Origin of the sequence: Lactobacillus sp. ESL0237, assembly GCF_003692985.1 — a bacterium.
Lineage (GTDB): Bacteria > Bacillota > Bacilli > Lactobacillales > Lactobacillaceae > Lactobacillus > Lactobacillus bombicola.
In genome coordinates this window covers 96389-116497 of sequence record NZ_REHE01000006.1, presented here as the reverse complement: position 1 = coordinate 116497, position 20109 = coordinate 96389, and the positions used below count along the sequence as shown (strand labels likewise).

Sequence of the window (20109 nt, the reverse complement as noted above, 5' to 3'; positions counted from 1 at the left end):
TTATAAATCAATTCCACAATAAAAAGTGTAAAAGAAATTAGGCTAAAGGAGTTAATAATGGAAATTGGTGAACTATTAAAAAAATATCGCTTAATGCACGCTGCAACTAAAAAGGCTTGGGCAAAAAATGTACTTAGCCCGTCTTTTTATGCGCGTGTGGAAAAAGGACTGAATCGCATCTCCGCAGATGATCTGATTAACCTGTTGCATGCAAATAAAATTTCGGTAATAGAATTTTTTGAGAAGTTAAATCCACATGATCGCTTAATAAGCTCAGAAGATCGAGCATTACGTTTGGCCGCTAATAAGGCCTATTATAACGGGAAAAGGGCTGATTTGCTCAAGCTTTATAATCAGATTGCTAAGGGAGATTTGCCGAATAAAGAAGAGCATTTAATGCTGCTTAATATTTACATAGCAATCATTGATGATGACTATTCTAGTATTGATGCGGCTACCTTAGAAAACATGAAAAACCGAATCTTTGTTGCCGATGTTTTTGATGCTGATACCCTTAAACTTTATTGCAATTGTATATCTTTTTATAATTTAGACGAAAATTTAATCATCAGTAAACGTGCAGTTACGCAATTTAAAAACAATAATTCAATTTCTATTCAAAAAAACATTTTGGGAATAATAATTAATATTTTGATTTTTTGCATTAAGGAAAAGCGCTACCAAGAAGTAGATTTTTATATCAATAGTGCCGAAGAAATTGCTACTATACCGGAAATATACTTTTATAAAACTTTATTGCTTTTCTTTAAAGGCCTATTACAATACCAAGAAAAATCAGAAGAACATTACTTAGATCAGTGCCATGACGTTATCCGAAATATAGCTTTGGCAGGCATGACTGAATACAGTAATGAACTTAAAGACTTTCTGATAGAAAATAAGTAACTTGTAGTCAATTTTGCTAATAAAACTGGCATATTTGCTATAAAAGTAGCATTTATACCACTTTGGCATTTGTTTTTAAAAAACGAGTTAATATAACCATATAAAAATTAATTTTTATAGTTGTGAGGTAGTAATATGGATCGTCTGTTTCATTCAATTATTATAGTAATTATGAATAATGGTATAACAGATAATAATCTTATTGAGTAGGAGTATTTTAAAGAAAATTGTTGCTGGTGTAGCTACAATTGCTACACTTGGCATGACTAGTCTCCCTGCTCTTGCTTCAACTGATGAAGAAGTACATTCAGGAATGATAGAAGATAGCAATTCACTTTTACGGCAAACTCAAGAAAGAGATGGTGGTACTTGGAACTATGGTGTGGGTAGTGTATATGTCTGGTCCTACTACCAACATAAAAGTAGACTCCATAGATCATCTGTAAGACCTGGCTATTTTGCTCAAGTAGTAAGTAGTGATTGGAAAACAAAGGGTGTTCAGTCAAGAGCGTCTGCTCCTAAAGCTCCACACGGAAATGCTTCTTATTATGATATAAGCTAATTTTAATTAATAATAAAAATAATTAAACTCACGACTTTACTCGTGAGTTTTTTAATAACATGAGGTTTAAAGATGCTGCGGAAAACAAAAATTGTTTTTTATTCTCTAATCACGGTTGTCGTGCTTGTCTTATTTGCAGGCTTTATTCGTGAGTATGATAATAATTCAATCCCAGAAAATAATACCATTATAAACATTGCTAGTTGGAACCCAAAAGTAATTGCCAAATGGCAGAAACAATTAACTAGCAAACAGTACACTAAAAAGGTCAAAAAAAAGGCAATTTTTACTAAGTTGAAACAAGTAGCTCAAGCTGAAAATAGTTCTTTAGTTAAGTTACGCATTAATAAGTTTAACGGGCAACAAAGCAAGGTGGTTTACAATTTTGGGACTCCAATTAATGACTATTCACTATATCAAGCTGAAGCTATTAAAAAATTGACGAATACCGAGCTAAATTTAGAAGAAATTAATGGCCTATATTGCACTAATGCCAAAAATGAAGCTTTAGGCCAAATATTGTCAAAATTCCATACCCTTGGATTAAAGACGGAGGTTATAGATAATTCCTTATCAGTAAAAAGTTTGGGGCAAATAGTTGTAGATAATTTTTCAAAATTTGATTTAATTGTCTTGATTGGAATTATTGGCACTTTATTTATTGTGATGGTACTAGAGAAAGTTTTTCGCTTTAAAGCTTATGCAATTATGAAGATTAATGGCTTAAGCGACTGGCAGATAATTAAGAACGATTTGAAAGATGAATCTCCTATGTTAATTGGAGCTTTGGGGGTAATTATGTTAGTGATGATTATCTGGGGGCTAACTACCTTTACAATCAGCGGCTGGCGTTTCTTTTTGCCCTATGCTTTAGTTCTACTATCAATTGTCTTTTTGAGCTTTTTGGTTTTGAATACTATATCTTATGTAGTTTTAGCGTTGATTGACCCTTATCAGGCAATTAAGGGAGCAGAAACAACATATATTTTCTTACTAATTGGCTATGTTTTAAAGATACTTCTGCTAGCTTTGATTATGATTAACACCATTTCTTTAACTAATCACAATAAAATTTATATTAGAGATACTAATATAATTAAAAAATGGCAAAGACAAAAAAACACTTATTCACTTCAGCGATATTGGAATATTAATGACAAGTATGAAGATAAAAAAATGGACAAAATGGCTCACCAGTTAGTAGTGCAGTCACCTGGAACAATTGTTGCCCAGAATTCGCAACAATTTCACCCAGCAATGCGTGATACTGAGCCTGAAAATGGCAATGTGATTATTGCCAATAGTAATTTTATTAAGAATAGTGAGCTTAATTTTAATCCTACTAGGCTTACTGCTAACAAAGTTTTACTATTAATCCCATATAACCGGTTAGACCAAGTAAAACAGGCTAAGAAGCAGCTAAGAAACTTCCTTAAATTTCAACAGACTTTACCTAATTACTATCAAAAGCAGAAAAAAAAGCTACCAGCTATTCAAGTTGTACCTATCGCCAACGGACAGAATATTTTTAATTACACAGTTGGTTACGAAATTACGTCATCGCTCTCGATGAACCCCTTGATTATAGTTGTGAACAACAAGTTTTTATCTGATTCTTTTTATTCATCAACCATTAGTCAAGGAACAATCCAGTTTTCTAATTTAAAGCTTCTTAGAAAAAAAGTTAAGCAACTGGGTCTAATGCCGTATGTTATTGGTATTACAAGTAAACGAGCACGAATAGCTGAATATCAGAGAAATGTCAATCGACAATTGCTCATTTTAACCATTACAACTATGTTATCGCTACTGCAGCTAATCTTTATTATTGTGTTTGTTAGTACGACCTTTTTGCAGAGTCAGCGGCGCAAGATAGCAATTTATCGAGTGTTTGGTAGGTCGAATGCTCATTTGATGGGAAGATTCTTGCTAACTAACTTAGGACTAGACTTCTTGGTAACTGCCCTAAGTTTAACCAGGTTGCACTACCTATCCTTAATGCCGGTTGTCTACGTTTACCTGTTACTAGAGGCCGGCGTTATCTTATTAACTTATTGGCGTGCGCAGCACAATTTATTGATTACCCTTAATCACGGGAATTAGGAGTCATAAAATGATTAAAGTAGAACATCTTACCAAAAAATTTAAAGAAAAAACTATATTCGAAAACATTAACTGCAACCTCGAAGCAGGCAAGAGTTATGCCATAGTGGGCAATAGTGGTGCTGGCAAAACAACTTTTCTTAATGTTTTAAGTGGGTTAGAGGAGCCGACAGCGGGTAAAGTATTTATTGACGATTTGCTTGTTAATGCTAAAAATCAACGAAAACTGTATCGTGAAGATTGCGGGTTTGTTTTTCAAAACTTTGCTTTAATTGATACGGAAACGGTTAGACAGAATTTGCGCCTTGGATTAGCCAATCAAAAATTGGCTAAAACAGAGGCCGATGCCAAAATGAAGGCTGCTTTAAGTCAGGTTGGATTGGCCAGTATACCATTGAAGCAAAAAATTTACACGCTAAGTGGTGGAGAACAGCAACGGGTAGCATTAGCACGAGTAATTTTAAAAGAGCCGAAAGAGCTTTTCGCTGATGAACCAACTGGTTCACTTGATGCAGATAATGGTCAGATAGTCTTAAAGACCCTGCTGACTGGATTTGATCCAACTGCAACAGTGGTAATTGCAACGCATGACCCAGCAGTTTGGCAGCAATGTGACTATGTAATTAAAATTGCCAATAAGAAAATAACGATTACCAACAAAGAGGTATACAAATGAAAAAATTAGGTCTTACAATTATTGTTGTTACTATTTTATGTGCTGCCCTGTTACTAATTCATAACCAATACACTGACTATCTTAATCCAATGATTAGGATGGAAACTGATTATGCCAAGGTGCCTAAGCATACACAAAAATATTACAATGTACAGGCGATTGACAAGTCAGGCAAAAAATTGCCGTATAAGATAAAATATGTTAGTGGAAATGATCCAAGTCGGCAATACATAGTAATCCGCCACAAGGGTCAGTATGTCAAGGTTATTGACTATATCACTAAGAATGAGATGCCAAGATTGCAAGATTGATTTTTTAAGTAAGATTAACCCCAAAACTAAAGGACCGCTATCATTTAGAATACTGCACATTGTTAGCTTAAATTCATAGCCAATTGTTTTGAGAGCGGTTGGCAAATTATGCTTTAATCAAAAAGGCCATCCCAATATAATCTGTCAAAATTATGTTGGAACGGTCTTTTTATTTACTTATGATTGTCGATATAAGTCAACAAGACAATAATAAATGAGGTAAAAGCCAGCGCTAATTCTAACGCATGGCATAGACTCTTTTAGCCACGTAAATACCTAATACTTATTTTTATATTCTACAATACATTGGGCAAAACAATAAGTGTTTCATTCAGATATTAATTTATAATCTTTAAGATAGAGTTTTTGATCTGCAACTTTTTGAAAATTATCGTCATGTGAAACCACTATAATTGTTTTATTATATGATTGTATATCTTTAAAAATTTTAGTCACGGCTTGAGCATTTTGGTAATCAAGATTGCCTGTCGGTTCATCAGCAATAAGTACATCAAACGGCTTAATAATTGCTCTCGCAATACCCACTCTTTGCTTTTCACCGCCACTCAATTTAAATACTGATTGATTTAATAATTCTGATTGCAAACCAACACGAGATAACACTTTTAGCATTTCGTTTTCACTGATTTTTCTTTTTGCTAACTTTAAGTTATCCTTAACAGTTTTATCGTCTAGCAAAAAATAATTTTGAAATACAAACGAGAAGCGCTTTCCCCATAAATCTGGATAACTAATTTTTCTTAATTCGATATTATCTAAAATAATCTGTCCAGAAGTGGGCTTTTCTATTCCAGCAACAATTTTTAAAAATGTTGTTTTTCCAGCCCCACTTTCCCCCGAAATACTACAAAAAGAACCCTGTGGTATTTCTAAATTGATGTTTTGCAATACTGGTGTGCTGTTATAATATTTTGATACTTCTTTTACAATTATCATTCACGAATCACTCCCCATTGTTCTATTTCTATTATGTATATCATATATAATTATAATAAATGATAATGCTATAGCTGCAACACAAAGTAACCCTGATATTACCAGGCTTAACCAATCTATTGCATGTGCTAGATAAACAGAAATTATACTAGAGATTACAAAAATACTAACAATAAAAATTATAAAGTTAAAAATAATCTTATAAATTGGATAGCCCATTAAACGCTTAACTATAATTTCTCTTTCACGTAACATATAATATTGACTTATTAACACAGAAAGCAAAACAAAAGAAATAACACTAAACAGGATCAATTGAGTTAATGTCATACTTACATCTTTTTGAGTTTGTTGAACAAGTTGTGCCTTTTGCGTATAGATAGAGGTTACATAATTTATAGTACTTCCCATTCTACTTTCAATAAGTTGCGGTTTTATTTGATCATAGGCTTGGCCAACATGCTTATTAAAAAAGAAGAAACCTCCATTCAAAGTAAATAGGTTGCCATAACTAAGGCTATTCTGATAGTTATCAAATAGTCTTATGATTGGATCTCTAACCATATTAGATGATAAATTATCGCCAGAGTTAGGATTATAAGTAAAATAATTTTGTCCGTTTTTAGCATAAACTATCTTTATTTTTAAATTTTTACGGGTGAATTTTGGAGTATGTTCTCTATGACGCCAATCTTTAAAATCAGTATTCAATTGAAACAGAAATTCAGATAAATAATTAGAACGAATCCGGGATTCAAACTTTTTATATTTTTCTGGTACTATTAAAATCTTTGTAAATAGTGTTGGTTGTAACTCAGCTATCTTGGCTCCACTTACTAACTTTGTTTTAGACAGTTTTAAATAATTTATGTCTGCAGTAATAGCTCGGCCAGAAGGAAGAATTATGTAATCTTGTACCGACTTATTATCAGAATTAATTTTGTACCACGGAACTAGCCGCTTAGTTGAACCACGTCTAGTTACACCATAAGTACCTAATAGGTTATCAGAAAAAACAACAAAAGTTTTATGTTGTTTTTTAAGTCGTTGCCACAAATCTTTCGCACTAATGTCGTAAGTCACTTCAGTTCGATCTTCAGTTCGATCCAACTGATTAGTTACATTCGTTTGATATATATTTTTGGTCGATATCCAGGAGTTAAGACTCTTTATTTGTTTTTGATAATATAAAAAATCTTGATGAATTTCTGGAATCTTAATACTAACAAGTAAAATGCAGACTATAAATCCTATCGCACTAGCAGCTGTAACCATTAATGAACCTCTGGCCCAATTAAATGAAGTTATTTGAGACTTTGCTTGTATACTTTTTGCAGCACCATAAATCAAAATTATTAAAAATAAGTAACTGGCATAAAATACTGATAATGATGACACAAATGTTTTATAGTAAATCAACATATTGTTATAGGCTGCATAAACAATTAGTAATATTACACTAATAATTATTGCAATTACTATTGCAACTGCTATACTTCGAAAAGATTGATATACATTATTAATAAGTCGGTAACCAAAAAATTTTCGTAATATAACAGCTTGTCGTTCTTTTATAATAACAAACATTAACGAAATTAATGATACTATTCCTGTGAGAAGCGCTAGTGTAATAAAATTTATTCTATTATTATTTTCAGGAGCAGTTTCGTTAACTTCCGATTTTATTTTAACTATACCAAAGTGACGCATTATTCTGGTAATTTTAGCAACATTTCCACTTACATAAAAGACATTATTTAACCCCAAATTTTTTATCTTGTTAAATGGATATAATTTAACTTTGTATTGCGAGTTAGGAAGCAGTAACGCAGACCCTGTTTTTTTATAATTTGTAACGTCACTGCTAGAAGCGGTTCCTCTTTTGATGGGTAAGTTTGTATTAGCACTATAAATAATCAAGTCATTTTGCCCAGTAAAAAAATACTGGGATACACTGGTAGTTCCTGTTGCTACTTTTTGAAGCTGATTAACTAAGCTTGAATAATCTGCATTGTCTCGTAATTGTAATGCTACCTCTTTTTGCTGATAATACAGTACTTGGTTGAAATAGCTGTTAATCGAAGAACTTATGATCAATATTCCAGAAAAAGTTAAAAAGAGTATCATGCTAAATGATAATATTTTTTTCATAAAATTATCCTCTAAATTTATTTCCTTTGATAGCTACATTAACCTTTGAAAAGGCGGTTGATCCTGCACGGGCATAATCGCGTCTACGTCTACCATCGCCATTGGCATTTTTAGCCGCTGCAGTATGATTCCGACTACTATGTTTATATGTTGATTGCACTTTTGTTCCATAAACGCCAAACAGCCAATCTCCACTATCTATGTGATGCCATTCATATGGAGCTGATGTATCACTAGTTGCAAGAGCAGTGGTTAATTTTTTTGACATTAAATAGGCCTTCTTTCTGTTATGATTTATGTTTTTTCATAATGATAGCGCTTTACTATTGAAATTATAACATTCATTTTATTTTTTACACATGTTTTTATAATTTTATTTGTTTGATATTAGACGTTTATTATTTGCCCCCGACATTTTGTCACAGAACAATTGGTCTACTTTACATTTTGCTAATGAACTGTAACCAAAATAGGTATAACACGAATTTTAATATGAATAATAGGGTGGGCTCTATTGAACTAACTGCTTTAAGAGATAGTAGAAAAAGCTATAAATTTACTTTTTCCTTTAGATTCAATATAAAATTAAGCATGCGTGAATTCAATTTTTACTTTTCTATTGGCCGCTTGAGCAATTTCGCTCAGCAACATAGTGGAGGCGTTAAATGAGCCATTTTCAATTTTTGCAATTGTTGATTGCGGCTTGTTTACCAGATTAGCAAATTCCCTTTGCGTTAAGCCTAGACTATCATGTAGTTTCTTAACTTAAACTGCAACCTCAAGGTTGATATTGGACTGTGTTACAGCCTGGGCAAATTCAGAACTGTCCTGGCTTCTTTTGCTAATGTAGTTGTCAATTTTACTCATTGTCATTTTCTCCTTTGTAATTATCACAACGTGCCTTGGCTTTATTAATTTCCCTTACTGGTGCTTTTTTCATCTTTTTGGTAAAACCATGAGTGATGACGTAATGGTTGCTAGCAAACGTGAAATATATTGCTCTTTGTATATTTGATGAATATTGAGAACGAATTTCGAATAGGTTTTTAACTCATTTTTGTTTTTTGGCCGTTGGTAAAGCCATACATTGGAACTTTTTAAACAATGGTGATTATCATTGTAAAACAACTGATCTAAACTTTATAGATGGGGCCATAGGCAGATACAATGATGGTGTTTATAAAATCATCCAGAAGTTTGATGATTGACAAATCACTTTTGTAAAATCAATTAAATAATAAAGGAGAGCTTATACGACATTAAAACTATATAGCAGAGCTCTAATGGGAATTGGTTTGACTGGCATGAAAACAACCTAACTGGACGTTATAGAATGTTTTACGACAAGAGTAAGGGAGCTAAAAGTCGGTATGGCGCAATAATGTATATCGATGATGGAAAAAATGTGATCCATGGTTGGTATTTTACCGGTGATTATCTCGATACTCCGCATGAAATACCAAGGAAAAATTTTAATGGTAATTTGGGTGATTTTATCGAAAAGGTAATCTTGGGTTAAATTGTTAAAAATTTAGAAAGACTTGTCTTAGCATGATTCAGTGTTTTAAAAGATTTGTAAGTTTTGATCTTTGTAAGACAAGGTACACCTGTTACTTTAAAATGTTTACGCATTTTTTTAAGTATGGGGGCTGTATCGGTATTTGTTGTGTCAATATAATAAATTTCTATGTGACGTTTTTGACTAATTTCAGCAAGTTTAGGAACAAATGCACGACAGAATGGGCAAGATTTCTTTCCCCAAAAAAGATAAGCATATTTTTTGGCCTTTATTTTTTGGGGAGATATTTTTTTGAAACCAGCAACTGATTTAGAATAAGTTTTATTTTGATAATCAATAATGGCTTTTATATTATTTGAAGATACTGATGCGGTATCCATTTCTGCATTTACAAGTGTTGGTCGTAGAAAGCTTAAACTTAACAAATAAACAAAAAAGTATGTTACTTTTTTTAACTTCATTGTATATAATCATATTTATACATGTATAGTAATATTATATTATAATTAAGCTTACATCAAAAAGATTAGGTAGTTATGGAAATGGCAGAAAAAACAAAGAAAGCATGGGCAGGAAACGTAATTAGTTCTTCTTTTTATGCTCGAGTGGAGAAGGGACTAAATAGAATTTCAGCAGAAGACTTAATAGACTTACTTCATTTTAATAAAGTATCAGTAGTAGACTTTTTTAATAAATTGAATTCAAACGATCAATTAATTAAAAATTGGGAACAAAAACTTTATTTTATAATCAAAGAATTATTTTACGAAAGGGAAAAAGATAAATTAGCTAAGCTATATGAAATCATTTCTAAAAGTTATCTTCCAAATAAAGATGATTATTTACTATTAATAAAAATATATTTAAGCAATATTAAAGGGGACGCACTCAGTATAGGAAATAAAGACATTCAAAAAATAAAAGGACGTATTTTGAGTATGAATAGTCTTGAATTTGAAACTCTTGGATTATACTATAATTTTATGTTTATCTACAACTTAGATGATAATATTGATATTGGTAAGTATGCAATAGCATTGTTTGCTAACAATAATTCAATTGCTATTAAAAAAATTATTTTAGGCATAAAGATTAATATTTTATTTGCTTGTATTAATGAGAAAAAATATGAAAAGGCAATTTTTTTCTTAACAGTACTAAAAATATAGAAATAGAGCCGCTGCCCGAGGTTTATTTATATAAATCACTATTATCTTTTTTTACTGGACTAGTGTATTATTATGAAAAATCTGATGAACGCTATTTAAAGTACTGCTATGTTGTTATAAAAAGTTTTGCTCTGACGGATATGACTGAGCTTAGTCAAGAGCTAAAAAAATTCCTAGACTAATAAGTAGTTATTAATTCAAACTAGCATATTTGCTAACTTATAGCAAATATGCTGGTTACAAAATTATATTTTTTAAAAAAGTTTATAATAAAATTATGGTAAATATATTATTTACATTAAATTGCACAATAATTTGCAAAAATTTAATGTATATTATCAGGAGGCTATAGTATGAAAAAATTAGTAACTATGATTGCATTAACAGCAACAACAAATCCTGCTCAAGTTACTCAGACAAATAACCAATTGTCAAAAGGTGAGCCAGGAAATCTTAAAGTTGCATTAAATGGATCACTAAGTGTTTATGTAAATTCTTCGGACATCTATCAGGTAAAAATTGTAGACAAGTCATATTTAGCTAATTCCTTAAACCGTTCTAATCTTAAGCTTACGGTTGAGGAAGTACAAGCTGAATTAAATAAAGTCAATGAAGTTGCACAAAACGATCCAGAAGACTTTTCCTATGAAAATCCGCTCTTAAGAAAAAAGAAGGATAGAAAGTTGTGCAGTAATACTTTTAAATATACTGGTGATGCCCTAGGAACTGTTTTTATGGGTACCGATTCGGCACTGGGTTCTCCATTGGCAGGTGCGGTTTTCCGATATGGTTATAAGACACTTATGCATACTGTGGGCAATGCGGTTTGCTAATGTTAGTTAAACATTTATAAGGCTTTATGATAATTATATGAAACTACTTAAAAAATTATATGGTAATTATCAAACCACTTGTGTAAATTGTATTTTCTTTCTTTTTCCCTTACAGGCATTACTTCTCGAGCATAGCATGAGATCTTTTATAAGTCTTATAATCTGGGAAATAAGTATGTTGTTTGCAAGTTTAATTGGAGACATTAATGCTAATAAGGCAGAGACTGAAAACGTGAGAATAAAAAGACAACAAACAAATGGCATCATAATTGCACTCATTTGGTTTATAGCATTAGGAATAATTGAGTGGTAATGATTATAGACATGTTTTTGGGGTAGGAATAATGTCACTTTTCGGTGGATAAATTTATTAAGTGATTTAGCGTGTAGTTGCAAATAAGACTAGTTCCCGTTTTATTCACATTCAAAACAAAAAAGGTGATTGCAATGTTTTGATACGACCCTCGGAATTAAAATAATTTCGGAGGTCGTATTTTTGTGTGCTTTTTTGTTCAAATATACATTTAAAAGCTAATTTAAACTCTTGTCAGCCATTTTACTGGGGCAGGCTATAATTTTTACACGTAAATTGCTTTTAAAACCATAAGTTTTTTGTCTATTTTTACGCGGACCTTTGCATAATCAAGAAAAAAATATATTCGAAAGCATTAACTGCAACCTCGAAGCAGACCAATAGTGGTGCCGGCAAAACAACTTTGCTTAATGTTTTAACTGGGTCTAGAGAAGCCGCCAGCAGGTAAAGTATTTATTGTCAATTTGCTTGTTAATGCTAAAAATTAGCGAAAACTGTATCCTGAGCGATTTTGTTTTTCAAAACTTTTACCAGCAAAGCGGACTGCAAATGAAAAAATTAGGTTATGCAATATTTGCTATAATTAAACTTAAATTGATAGCAAATTGTTTTGCGGCCGGTTGGCTGTTTCACTTGAGCCGACTAAAAGGCTTAATATCGATTAAAAATCAACATCAAGCCTTAGACTAGTAATTATTAAAATTTATGGTCCAATCATTCAAACTGTGTCAACTCTTTTTATCCGTCAATAATTACTTCACATACCGCGACAAAAAATCACCAATCTTTTGCCGATAAAGCTTAGGATGATCAGCAAAAGACTTTGCATGCTTAGAATTAGGAGTTACCCACAACTTTTTAGGACCTCTAGTTGCAGAGTAATTAGTATAAACCATTTTAGTAGGAACAAATGTATCACGATCACCATGAATAAATAACATTGGACGTTGATTTTTATGTAATTGGTTAACACTTGAGCCATCATTCATAAAATACCCAACCTTAATTCTATTAATACCACTCAAGATTTCAACTAATGGAAAGCGCGGAAATGCTGGCATATTATAAAGAACTTGTGCCTCATGCTCAATTTCATCCTTAACACTGGTATAGCCGCAATCTTCAATAAAGGCTCTGACTTGGTGCGGTAATTTTAATCCACTAACCATCATTGCAGTGGCTGCTCCCATACTCAAACCATAAACCACAATTTGTTGCTTAGCACCGTTTTTTTCCAGAACTAAGTCAATCCATTTTTTAATATCATCTTTTTCGGGCCAACCATAGCCAATATACTTTCCTTCACTCTTACCCTGTGAACGAGGATCAGGTGTTAAAGTATTGTAGCCTAACTCGTGAAAAAGAGCATCGTACTCACCCATGTCTTCTTTAGTATCCATATAACCTGGTAAAACAATTACGGTTTTGTTTGAACCAGACTTAGGGATATAATTAGCATCTAACTGATAACGATTATCAGCAGAATTAATATACCATTTTTGTTTATTAATTTTTTTAAACCACAGCTTTTCTTTATATAGGGGATCAGATTTTTTGAGTTTATTGCTCGAAGAACTCAAAAAACTCTTAGGTCCAGGAACACATGCCATTTTGAAGAAATAGCATCCTGCTCCAATGAAGATAACAAAAACCAGCAAAATAACTGCGCTCAATGATAGCCACAACTTTTTGTGTTTTATTCGTTTCAATGTGAAGCCACCTTTTCTTAATACAATATTCAATAGTATAACATTTTTAGTTTGTATAGGATGAAATTTATGAGATTAACTGATTTATTACAATTGACTGCCGATTTAAATCAACAAACCAAATTATTTTTTAGTATTGATAACCAAGCTTACCCACTTGCGCAGTTAAAAATTACTAGTAGCGCAGGTCTGTTATATCCCGGGAAATTGCCAATGACAAAGGCCAAAGTCATTTACCTAGTTAAAAATTTACACGGCTTAAGTATTCCGCTTTATGTGCTACTAAATGAGCAAAAATTTACTTTATATGGTGTCCAAATTATGCCAGAAAAAAATGCAATTTATCTTCAATAAGACCGTCATTAAAAATTTTACTTAATGCAATTCTTTTATGAATTTTTTCCAGTTGTTATTCACCAAAAAAGAGGATCGAATTGATCCTCTCAAATTATTTACGTTGATATTGACGAACATGATTTTTAGTACCGGCAAAATACCAATATCCAGGAGCTTCATCACTGCTTAATTCAATATTATCCGCTGGGAATTGTAAAGCTTGCTTAAAAATTTGCTCATAATCAGCAATAGTTAGTTGTTGTCTACGCGCAATCATTTTCTCATCGGCCACCTTATTCAAAGCTTGCTCATAATTAGCCATTACTTTTCCGGCATAGAACTCACCCATTGCCCCAGAGCCATAAGAAAATAGTCCAATTGTGTCTGCAGCTGATAGTTTGCCATCTTCTAATAAACTCAATAAGCCTAAATAAAGTGAGGCAGTATAAATATTACCAACCTGCTTACTATATAAAGTAGAGGCGGTAAAGTTTTCTTCCAAACGCTTTTTCGTTTTTGCATCTTGCTCTGCCACTGCTAGTTGATTCGCCTTCAAGCCCATTTTAACAAAAGGTAAATGATATAAAATTGCTGTAAAATCAGCCGTTGTCATTTTCTGCTTAGACTTATATGCTTGAAAAGTCCGCTGAAAGAAATCTAAATAAACCTCAGTAGAATATTTACCATCAACTAAGGCAACTGCTGAATTATTTGGGCGCCAAAAATCATTAATATCAGCACTATAAGCACTATGACCACTAGTTAACGCAAGTATACGCGGATTGGCCTTAATCAATACACTAACACTACCAGCACCTTGAGTCACTTCACCACCCGTTTTTAAACCATACCGCGCAATATCACTACCAATCACAATTGCGCTATGTTCAGGATGTAAACGAACATAGTCACGCGCAACCATAATGCCAGCAGTCATCCCAAAACATGCCTCCTTAATTTCAAAAGTTCGCACCTCGGGAGGCAACTTTAAAGCACTTTTAACAAAGAGTGAAGCTGATTTAGATTGGTCAACGCCACTTTCCGTACCCATAATAAGTAAACCAACTTGTTCGAGATCCACTTTATTAATATAACTTAAAGTTGCGTTAATCCCCATTGAAACAGCATCTTGCGATTGATCGGCTACACTCATCTTACTCTGACCAATGCCAATTAAATATTTATTGGGCTCTACTCCTCGAGCATGTGCCAAATCTAACATATCTACATATTTGTTTGGTGTATAAAAACCAATTTGATCAATTCCGACCTGCATTATTTTTCCTCTCTTAATTGTTTCAAAAATTTTTGTGCGTCTGTTTGCGAATATAAATGTTGCTTAGTCATTAAGGCTAGAACATCCCTTTTTTCCTGCGGGCTAGCAACAAGATTAGCAATAACATTTCTAGCCTGCAACTTCATATGTCCTGCTTGAATACCTGTTGTAGCAATTGCCAGTAAAGCAGCTAAATTATTGGCTAAGCCAACTGCAGCAATTATATTAGCTAAAACTTGACTAGTTATTCCTTGCCCCAAAATACGATAATTTTGCTGGACATCTTTTCGGGAATTAATTGATCCGCCCACGGTTCCAAGCGCTAAAGGAACGGTTAATTGACCTAATAAGTTTTCACCTTCAACTTGCCAACTACTTAAGCTGCGATAAGTTCCCTGACGGCTAGCCCATACACCACAAGCTGCTTCAACAGCTCTAGTATCATTACCACTTGCTAAAAGGACACCATCAATTCCATTCATAATTCCTTTATTATTAGTCACGGCTCGATACGGGTCCGTTTGTCCAATTTGGCTTAACAAAGCTATTCGACTTGCGACTTCTGCCCCGCCAACTAGACTGACATGCAATTTTGCCTTGCAAGAAGTTAATTGACTGGGGTAATTTGATAAAATTGCAAACAATTTTTTCTTAATACCACTGTAATTAGCTAACTCGCTAGCCATATACTCCAAAATTGAGTTTGCCCGATTAGCACCCATAGCTTCTGCTGGATTAATTAATACTCTTAGGTAAAGCAGAGTATTTTGCCGCTTAATTTTAACCTCCTTAACTCCACCACCATGCTTAACTAGACTAGCAAACTGCTTATTAGTCTTAGCAATTAAGTTAGGTAGATCGTTTTTTAAATTATCAATGATAAAAGCTTCAGAAATTTCTAAAACAATCTGACCATAAATACCATTTCGAAAACTTCTTGCTGTGACACCACCACTTTGAGCAAATAGACTAGCGCCATGATTAGCAGCCGCAACTACTGAAGGCTCTTCAGTTACCAATGGAACCAAGTAGCTATGATCATTAACCCGTAAATTTTTGACCAAACCAACTGGCAAACTTAATTGTCCTACAACATTCTCACTCAACTGATTAAGTGCATGTAAAGTTTGCTGATCAATCTCATCTAGTTCAATCCCTTGTTGTTTAAGCCATAAGCGCCTTTTTTCCGGAGTTAATTCATAAAACTTCATTTAAAAATCTCTATTTATTTCATAAGCAATTGCTTGACCACCACCAATACAAAGTGTGACCAAGGCTGTTTTACCAGTAACGTGTTGCAATTCATTAATTGCAGTAGCAACTAGCCTAGTTCCTGTTGCTGCCAAAGGATGCCCTATGGCAATAGCACCACCAAATATATTTAGTTTATCCATTGGAATTGATAGGGCTCTAGCCAATGCTATACTTGGAGCAGCAAACGCCTCATTAACTTCAATTACATCATAATCAGCAATTTGACGCTTAGATATATCTAATAATTTTTTAACTGCAAAATAAGGTGCAAAGCCCATATAAGCCGGGTCCATACCAGCTTCGGTATATGCTCCTAGACGTGCTAGTGGTTGCAAATTTAATTCTTTAACTTTTTCTTGAGTGGCTAAAATTACTATACTAGCACCATCACTTAATGGTGAAGCATTACCAGCTGTTATTTGCCCATGTTCTTTAAATACTGGTTTTAATTTATTTAAAGCATCCATACTAGTATCTGCACGAATATTTTCATCCCAATCAATTACCTCTTTGCCATGAGTAATTTTGATTATTTCGTTCTCAAAATAACCATTTTTTACTGCCCTAGTTGCCTTTTGATGTGAATTAAGACTATATTCATCCATTTCTGAACGCAAAACGTTGTACTTATCTGCTACCTTTTCCGCTGTAAGGCCCATATGCAGGCCCGAAAAAGCATCAGTTAGTCCATTATTAAGCATTTCACTTTGCAAGTTTGAATCATGCTTATCTTTAGCATAATATACCGCATTAGTCATACTTTCAGAGCCGCCAACGGCCACTAAATCAAAGTCACCTAACTCCATTTGCCCTTGGGCAAGGCGCAGAGCTTTTAAACTTGAACCACAAACATCATTTATTGTAACGCTTGTACTTTTTTGGCTCATTCCAGCCTTTAAAGATACTTGACGGGCCATATTTTGTCCTAAACCTGCACTTAACACGTTACCCATAAAAAGAGCATCCAGCTCAGTAGCTTTTAACCCGATACTTTTTAGTGTTTCACGTAAAGCAATAGTACCCAAGTCTACTGCGCTTTCTTGCGCAAATAATCCGCGGTAACGACCAAAAGGTGTTCTCTTAGCCGCAACAATGAAAATATCTTTCATCAAGTCTGTCCCCCAGTATAAAATTATTCAATTCGATATTACTTAATTTTAGAAACGATTAATAGTAATTAAACTGACATTTAGAAAAATTTACACAAAAAAGAAGTCACTTAACAGTGGCTTCAATTTAATACGCATTATTACTTACTCTTTTGCTCTTCAGCTTGAAGTTTTTGACCTAAATTAATAATATATTTCCGCAAGGCATCTTTAGTTTCCGCATGATTCAATCCATACTCAACCGAAGTTTCAAGATAACTTTCTTTATTACCAACATCGTGGCGCGTCCCCTTAAAGACATGGGCAAACACGCGTTGCGTCTTATTCATGGTATCAATGGCATCAGTCAATTGGATTTCTCCGCCTTTATCTGGCTTTTGCTTAGCTAAAATTGAAAAAATTTCAGGTGTTAATAAATAGCGTCCAATAATTGCATAATCGCTTGGCGCCTTATCGATAGCCGGTTTTTCTACGAAAGACTTAACGTTAATTAACCCCGGCATAATCTCATTGGCTGGTTCAATTACCCCATATTTAGAGACTTCTTCATGTGGTACCGGCATCACCGCGATGGTCGATGCATGCGTCTCATTGTAACAGTTAATCAATTGCTTTGTTAGTGGAACCTCGTCCATCATCAAGTCATCACCAAGCATTACAACGAAGGGTTCATCGCCCACAAAGCTGCGCCCTCGAGCTATTGCATCACCTAAGCCAGCAGGATACGGTTGCCGCGTATAATAAATATTGATACCCAAGTGAGTTATCTCTTGTGACATCTTCAATAGCCCGGTTTTGCCCTTTTCTTGTAAATTTTGCTCTAATTCAGGATTAGAATCAAAATGATCTTCAATTGTTCGCTTATTTTTTCCAGTGACAATTAAAATATCTTCAATTCCAGAATTTTTTGCTTCCTCAACAATAAACTGAATTGTAGGTTTATCGACAATTGGTAACATTTCTTTGGGCATTGCTTTGGTAACAGGCATAAACCGCGTACCAAGACCAGCTGCCGGAATAATGGCTTTCCTTACTTTCATACCTTATACACTTTCTTTTACATTCTTTCAGTGCTTAATATATCAGATTCAACTATTCGATTCCAGTAATTAATGGTGCCGTTTTTTTTGAATATATTCGGCTAAATGTCCCACAGAATATTGCACTTCGCCATAATTAAGCGATACTACTGCTGCATTCACGCAAGTACCAATTAGAAAAAGAATTGAACAGAGATTTAACCATAACATGAAAATAATAAAAGTACCGATAATACCATAATTTTCCCAGCTAATATGAAAATGATGTAAATAATAACTAAAAAGCCAGGATAAACTCAACCAACCTAGCAAAGTTGTAAAAACTCCTGGCCAAATAACTCTTTTTTTAAGTTTAATATTGGGTAAAAAATAATTTAAATAATACAAACTACTAACCATCGTAATAATTACGACTGGATAGCGGAAATTAAATATCTTCTCCAACTCGCCTACTGAAATTGCAAAGATTGGTCGTAAAAACTCTAATATTTGTTGACCAAAAATAAAAGTTAAACTAAGCAAGCTAAAGCTAATAATCATCAAATTAGTTAAAATTATTGTAATTGATCTTGTCCACACTGCAATCGGCCAATTTTGTTGTAACTCAACTTTTCGTACACCATAAATACGATTCATTCCAATTCGAATCGCATTAACCAAGGAAGAAACTGACCACAATGCTAATATAATACCAAAAGAAATGTAACCAGTTGAGTTACTTTTTAAAAGCGAATTAATAATTGGCATAATAAACCCAGCAATTCGATCAGGAAAAATCAGTTTCAAATAGCTAGCGATTGGTGCAGTGTCAATGTGAAGTAATGGCAAGATGTTTCCAATAATAATAATTAAAGGAAATATTGAAAATAAAACATAATAGGCCATAGAAATTGCGCTAGTTAATACCTCACCTTGCGTAAACTTAAGTGAGATTATTTTATAATACAAAGCTAACCGTTGGCTAATTGTTACAACTTTTTTACCCATTCACCTTAGTCATCCATTTCATCAAAGTGAGGTAAATATTTTTCCAACCCGTCATATGGCTTTTGCAGTGTTAAAATTTTAGGACCATCTGCCGTAATTACAAAAGTATGCTCAAATTGAGCCGATTTAGAACCGTCTGGTGTAGCATAAAATACCCAATCATCATTTGGATCATCAACTGTCTTTTGAATAATCCGCCAATCTCCACCAGCTTCTACCATTGGTTCACAGGTAATGGTCATACCCTCGCGAAGGCGCAAACCATGGCCTGCTTTACCCCAATGAGGAACTTCAGGATCTTCATGAATACTAGGCTGAATACCATGACCAACTAATTCTTTCACATCACCATAATTGTGCTCATCTTCTACATAATGCTGAATGGCTGCACCAATATCCCCAATGCGGTTACCTAAAACAGCTTGATCAATTCCTAAATACATTGACTTTTTTGTAACTTCCATCAAGTCACGGTCAGCTTCTGAAACTTCACCAACAGCATAGGTTGTACATGAATCCGTTTCAAAACCATTTAAATTGCACGTTACATCAACTTTAACTAAGTCACCATTTTGTAAAACCGTATCTCGACGCGGAGTTGCATGGGCGATTTGATCATTTACTGAAATACAGGTGCCATACTTATAACCTTCAAAGCCTTGTTCAGATAGGCGACCGCCACGACTGTTTACAAATTCTTGGCAAAATTCTTCAATTGCCCAGGTTGTTATTCCTGGTTGAATTACATCCCGTAAAGACTCAAACATTGACGCTAATAAACGTCCTGACGCCTGCATCCCCTTTAATTCTCGAATGGATTTAATAGTAATCAAAGTTAACTTCTCCTCTATAAAAAATGATATTTATTTACATTATAGCGTTTTTTAAAAGTTTACTA

Annotated in this window: 20 protein-coding genes and 3 pseudogenes; 9 read left to right on the top strand and 14 right to left on the bottom strand. The window is 33.6% G+C overall.

The genetic code is table 11. The features are described from left to right. Window positions 1-57 precede the first annotated feature (57 nt). The 5 genes from F5ESL0237_RS02190 (at window position 58) to F5ESL0237_RS02170 (ending at window position 4558) form a co-directional block, all read left to right on the top strand. Window positions 58-906: a hypothetical protein gene (locus F5ESL0237_RS02190; RefSeq protein ID WP_122024511.1), complete on the top strand. Its 849-nt coding sequence runs from the start codon at window positions 58-60 to the stop codon at window positions 904-906. A gap of 202 nt (window positions 907-1108) precedes the next feature. Continuing rightward, on the top strand, window positions 1109-1468 hold the full coding sequence (locus F5ESL0237_RS02185; protein ID WP_233551847.1) for a lactococcin 972 family bacteriocin: 360 nt from the start codon (window positions 1109-1111) through the stop codon (window positions 1466-1468). Between the two features lie 72 nt (window positions 1469-1540). Beyond that, the gene (locus tag F5ESL0237_RS02180; protein ID WP_122024510.1) at window positions 1541-3571 is read left to right on the top strand and encodes a hypothetical protein; all 2031 of its coding nucleotides are present in this window, start codon (window positions 1541-1543) and stop codon (window positions 3569-3571) included. A gap of 10 nt (window positions 3572-3581) precedes the next feature. Then, window positions 3582-4247 carry an ATP-binding cassette domain-containing protein gene (locus F5ESL0237_RS02175; RefSeq protein ID WP_122024509.1) on the top strand — a complete coding sequence of 222 codons (666 nt, stop codon included), beginning with the start codon at window positions 3582-3584 and terminating at the stop codon, window positions 4245-4247. Then, window positions 4244-4558, top strand: coding sequence for a YxeA family protein (locus F5ESL0237_RS02170; RefSeq protein WP_122024508.1), 315 nt, complete (start codon window positions 4244-4246; stop codon window positions 4556-4558). The genes F5ESL0237_RS02175 and F5ESL0237_RS02170 overlap by 4 nt, the downstream gene beginning before the upstream one ends. Before the next feature lie 173 nt (window positions 4559-4731). Here the strand turns inward: F5ESL0237_RS02170 and F5ESL0237_RS08605 are convergent. The 6 genes and pseudogenes from F5ESL0237_RS08605 to F5ESL0237_RS02145 form a co-directional block, all read right to left on the bottom strand. After that, window positions 4732-4797, bottom strand: a pseudogene (locus F5ESL0237_RS08605) (hypothetical protein); the annotation flags it as partial. A gap of 88 nt (window positions 4798-4885) precedes the next feature. Continuing rightward, window positions 4886-5515, bottom strand: a complete 630-nt coding sequence (locus F5ESL0237_RS02165; RefSeq protein WP_122024507.1) for an ABC transporter ATP-binding protein — start codon at window positions 5513-5515, stop codon at window positions 4886-4888. Continuing rightward, window positions 5516-7666, bottom strand: coding sequence for a hypothetical protein (locus F5ESL0237_RS02160; RefSeq protein WP_122024506.1), 2151 nt, complete (start codon window positions 7664-7666; stop codon window positions 5516-5518). It lies immediately after the preceding gene. A 4-nt stretch (window positions 7667-7670) separates the two neighbouring features. Beyond that, window positions 7671-7934: a lactococcin 972 family bacteriocin gene (locus F5ESL0237_RS02155; protein ID WP_122024505.1), complete on the bottom strand. Its 264-nt coding sequence runs from the start codon at window positions 7932-7934 to the stop codon at window positions 7671-7673. Between the two features lie 317 nt (window positions 7935-8251). Continuing rightward, window positions 8252-8533, bottom strand: a pseudogene (locus F5ESL0237_RS02150) (helix-turn-helix domain-containing protein). Continuing rightward, window positions 8526-8702, bottom strand: a pseudogene (locus tag F5ESL0237_RS02145) (type II toxin-antitoxin system RelE/ParE family toxin); the annotation flags it as partial. The pseudogenes F5ESL0237_RS02150 and F5ESL0237_RS02145, both read right to left, overlap by 8 nt. 297 nt (window positions 8703-8999) lie before the next feature. On the opposite strand from F5ESL0237_RS02145, the gene F5ESL0237_RS02140 reads away from it, so the two are divergent. Beyond that, on the top strand, window positions 9000-9185 hold the full coding sequence (locus F5ESL0237_RS02140) for a hypothetical protein (RefSeq protein ID WP_122024503.1): 186 nt from the start codon (window positions 9000-9002) through the stop codon (window positions 9183-9185). On the opposite strand, the gene F5ESL0237_RS02135 is transcribed toward F5ESL0237_RS02140, so the two are convergent. Continuing rightward, complete coding sequence (locus F5ESL0237_RS02135; protein ID WP_122024502.1) at window positions 9182-9646, bottom strand: thioredoxin family protein; 465 nt, start codon at window positions 9644-9646, stop codon at window positions 9182-9184. The genes F5ESL0237_RS02140 and F5ESL0237_RS02135 overlap by 4 nt on opposite strands. 81 nt (window positions 9647-9727) lie before the next feature. Between F5ESL0237_RS02135 and F5ESL0237_RS02130 the strand changes: the two genes are divergently transcribed. Both F5ESL0237_RS02130 and F5ESL0237_RS02125 read left to right on the top strand, forming a co-directional pair. Next, window positions 9728-10354: a hypothetical protein gene (locus F5ESL0237_RS02130; RefSeq protein WP_147440972.1), complete on the top strand. Its 627-nt coding sequence runs from the start codon at window positions 9728-9730 to the stop codon at window positions 10352-10354. Window positions 10355-10707: 353 nt separating this feature from the next. Next, window positions 10708-11187, top strand: coding sequence for a hypothetical protein (locus F5ESL0237_RS02125; RefSeq protein WP_122024500.1), 480 nt, complete (start codon window positions 10708-10710; stop codon window positions 11185-11187). Between the two features lie 1065 nt (window positions 11188-12252). On the opposite strand, the gene F5ESL0237_RS02115 is transcribed toward F5ESL0237_RS02125, so the two are convergent. Then, a complete protein-coding gene (locus F5ESL0237_RS02115) occupies window positions 12253-13209 on the bottom strand; it encodes an alpha/beta hydrolase (RefSeq protein ID WP_233551635.1) in 957 nt (318 codons plus the stop codon). Between the two features lie 69 nt (window positions 13210-13278). Here F5ESL0237_RS02115 and F5ESL0237_RS02110 point away from each other — a divergent pair, with 69 nt between their 5' ends. After that, window positions 13279-13563, top strand: coding sequence for a hypothetical protein (locus tag F5ESL0237_RS02110; protein ID WP_122021414.1), 285 nt, complete (start codon window positions 13279-13281; stop codon window positions 13561-13563). Window positions 13564-13657: 94 nt separating this feature from the next. Here F5ESL0237_RS02110 and F5ESL0237_RS02105 read toward each other — a convergent pair whose 3' ends face one another. The 6 genes from F5ESL0237_RS02105 to map all read right to left on the bottom strand — a co-directional run bounded on the left by F5ESL0237_RS02105 (window position 13658) and on the right by map (window position 20044). After that, on the bottom strand, window positions 13658-14821 hold the full coding sequence (locus F5ESL0237_RS02105; protein WP_122021413.1) for a hydroxymethylglutaryl-CoA synthase: 1164 nt from the start codon (window positions 14819-14821) through the stop codon (window positions 13658-13660). Next, window positions 14821-16032, bottom strand: coding sequence for a hydroxymethylglutaryl-CoA reductase (locus tag F5ESL0237_RS02100; protein WP_122024498.1), 1212 nt, complete (start codon window positions 16030-16032; stop codon window positions 14821-14823). The genes F5ESL0237_RS02105 and F5ESL0237_RS02100 overlap by 1 nt, the downstream gene beginning before the upstream one ends. After that, the gene (locus F5ESL0237_RS02095) at window positions 16033-17184 is read right to left on the bottom strand and encodes a thiolase family protein (protein ID WP_122024497.1); all 1152 of its coding nucleotides are present in this window, start codon (window positions 17182-17184) and stop codon (window positions 16033-16035) included. It lies immediately after the preceding gene. Between the two features lie 140 nt (window positions 17185-17324). Further along, the gene (galU, locus tag F5ESL0237_RS02090) at window positions 17325-18224 is read right to left on the bottom strand and encodes a UTP--glucose-1-phosphate uridylyltransferase GalU (RefSeq protein ID WP_122024496.1); all 900 of its coding nucleotides are present in this window, start codon (window positions 18222-18224) and stop codon (window positions 17325-17327) included. 69 nt (window positions 18225-18293) lie between these two features. Next, window positions 18294-19211: a YihY/virulence factor BrkB family protein gene (locus F5ESL0237_RS02085; RefSeq protein WP_122024495.1), complete on the bottom strand. Its 918-nt coding sequence runs from the start codon at window positions 19209-19211 to the stop codon at window positions 18294-18296. Between the two features lie 5 nt (window positions 19212-19216). After that, window positions 19217-20044: a type I methionyl aminopeptidase gene (gene map, locus F5ESL0237_RS02080; RefSeq protein WP_122024494.1), complete on the bottom strand. Its 828-nt coding sequence runs from the start codon at window positions 20042-20044 to the stop codon at window positions 19217-19219. Between the last annotated feature and the right edge of the window lie 65 nt (window positions 20045-20109).

Coding starts and splice junctions, on each gene's coding strand:
- F5ESL0237_RS02190 (WP_122024511.1), top strand. CDS start 58: ATGGAAATTGGTGAACTATTAAAAAAATATCGCTTAATGCACGCTGCA.
- F5ESL0237_RS02180 (WP_122024510.1), top strand. CDS start 1,541: ATGCTGCGGAAAACAAAAATTGTTTTTTATTCTCTAATCACGGTTGTC.
- F5ESL0237_RS02175 (WP_122024509.1), top strand. CDS start 3,582: ATGATTAAAGTAGAACATCTTACCAAAAAATTTAAAGAAAAAACTATA.
- F5ESL0237_RS02170 (WP_122024508.1), top strand. CDS start 4,244: ATGAAAAAATTAGGTCTTACAATTATTGTTGTTACTATTTTATGTGCT.
- F5ESL0237_RS02165 (WP_122024507.1), bottom strand. CDS start 5,515: ATGATAATTGTAAAAGAAGTATCAAAATATTATAACAGCACACCAGTA.
- F5ESL0237_RS02160 (WP_122024506.1), bottom strand. CDS start 7,666: ATGAAAAAAATATTATCATTTAGCATGATACTCTTTTTAACTTTTTCT.
- F5ESL0237_RS02155 (WP_122024505.1), bottom strand. CDS start 7,934: ATGTCAAAAAAATTAACCACTGCTCTTGCAACTAGTGATACATCAGCT.
- F5ESL0237_RS02140 (WP_122024503.1), top strand. CDS start 9,000: ATGTTTTACGACAAGAGTAAGGGAGCTAAAAGTCGGTATGGCGCAATA.
- F5ESL0237_RS02135 (WP_122024502.1), bottom strand. CDS start 9,646: ATGAAGTTAAAAAAAGTAACATACTTTTTTGTTTATTTGTTAAGTTTA.
- F5ESL0237_RS02130 (WP_147440972.1), top strand. CDS start 9,728: ATGGCAGAAAAAACAAAGAAAGCATGGGCAGGAAACGTAATTAGTTCT.
- F5ESL0237_RS02125 (WP_122024500.1), top strand. CDS start 10,708: ATGAAAAAATTAGTAACTATGATTGCATTAACAGCAACAACAAATCCT.
- F5ESL0237_RS02110 (WP_122021414.1), top strand. CDS start 13,279: ATGAGATTAACTGATTTATTACAATTGACTGCCGATTTAAATCAACAA.
- F5ESL0237_RS02105 (WP_122021413.1), bottom strand. CDS start 14,821: ATGCAGGTCGGAATTGATCAAATTGGTTTTTATACACCAAACAAATAT.
- F5ESL0237_RS02100 (WP_122024498.1), bottom strand. CDS start 16,032: ATGAAGTTTTATGAATTAACTCCGGAAAAAAGGCGCTTATGGCTTAAA.
- F5ESL0237_RS02095 (WP_122024497.1), bottom strand. CDS start 17,184: ATGAAAGATATTTTCATTGTTGCGGCTAAGAGAACACCTTTTGGTCGT.
- galU (WP_122024496.1), bottom strand. CDS start 18,224: ATGAAAGTAAGGAAAGCCATTATTCCGGCAGCTGGTCTTGGTACGCGG.
- F5ESL0237_RS02085 (WP_122024495.1), bottom strand. CDS start 19,211: ATGGGTAAAAAAGTTGTAACAATTAGCCAACGGTTAGCTTTGTATTAT.